This window comes from Microcystis sp. M53603_WE2 (assembly GCF_030065435.1).
Map to the genome: position 1 here is coordinate 1 of NZ_JASJFF010000027.1, position 1,198 is coordinate 1,198.

The window sequence follows — 1,198 nt, forward strand, 5'->3', positions numbered from 1 at the left end:
CCAACAGGAACTTTTAGAATTGATAGAGACGATTTTGATTTACAAGTTGCCGCGGATTAATCGAAAGGAGATAGAAGCTATGTTTAGTTTAAGCGAGTTAAGACAGACGCGTGTGTTTCAGGAGGCCCTAGAGGAAGGTCGCCAAGAAGGTCGCCAAGAAGGTCGCCAAGAAGGTCGTCAAGAAGGTCGCCAAGAAGGTCGCCAAGAAGGGGAAATCATCGGAAAATTAGCTTCTGTTCCCTTATTATTGCGAGCGGGGGTTAATCCCAAGGAAATCGCCGCTTCTCTGGGATTATCTCTCGAACAGGTCTTAGAATTGGCTCGGTCACGCGAAGCGTGCGCGAAGCGTTCGCCGGGAGAGAGCGATCGCTAGGGTATTTTCAGAAGTTCGGCAGTAGAGATATAATTTCCTTATCTTCCTTTTCCGCTTTTCTTCGATGCTATCCTTACTAAAAAAGCTCTGGAATTGGCTAAAATCGCTCTTTATTGGCAGTCCAAAGGCAATTAACCCCAAAGAAGTCAAAAATACTCCTCCAGAACCCAGCGATGGGGAATATGAAGGGATATTGATGGGGTTATTCGAGCAGGTGGCGGCGGGAACCACTACCGGCGGGTTACGGGGATGGCTATACAGTCGCCATTGTGACGATAAAAAGCTGGCGCGGTGGCTAGGGGTCAAAAGCGAGGAATGGCTACAGTATCCGGAAGATTATCAAACTTTAGGGCGGGATCTGGCGGCTTTAGGCAAGGTGATGACGGGAAATCTGGGGGAAGTGTCCCAACGGATTAGCCTCCAGTTACGCGACGCGGTGAGGGATGTTTCCGGTGTGGAGGAGGAAAATCTAGGCCCAAAGGAGACGGATTTAACGGAAGTGGTTCAGGATGCCGCATTCTGGTTTGAGCAAGGATACCAGAAAGCAATCAATGGGGATTTTATCGGCGCGATCGCCTCCTGGGATCGAGCTTTAGAAATTAAACCCGATTACCATGAAGCTTGGTACAACCGAGGGGTTGCGTTAGCTAATTTAGGCAGATTTGAACAAGCGATCGCATCCTACGATCGAGCTTTAGAAATTAAACCCGATCTCCATGAAGCTTGGAACAACCGAGGGGTTGCGTTAGCTAATTTAGGCAGATTAGAACAAGCGATCGCATCCTACGATCGAGCTTTAGAAATTAAACCCGATCTCCATGAAGC

At 48.5% G+C, this 1,198-nt stretch carries 2 protein-coding genes; both read left to right on the top strand.

Features of this window, described 5'->3' with window-relative positions; all coding sequences use genetic code 11:
* Positions 1–373: DUF2887 domain-containing protein (locus tag PX481_RS00620; RefSeq protein WP_288093106.1), on the top strand; the 373-nt coding region annotated here is incomplete at its 5' end.
* Positions 374–437: 64 nt separating this feature from the next.
* The coding region (locus tag PX481_RS00625) for a tetratricopeptide repeat protein (RefSeq protein WP_288093109.1) at positions 438–1,198 on the top strand (761 nt) is incomplete at its 3' end.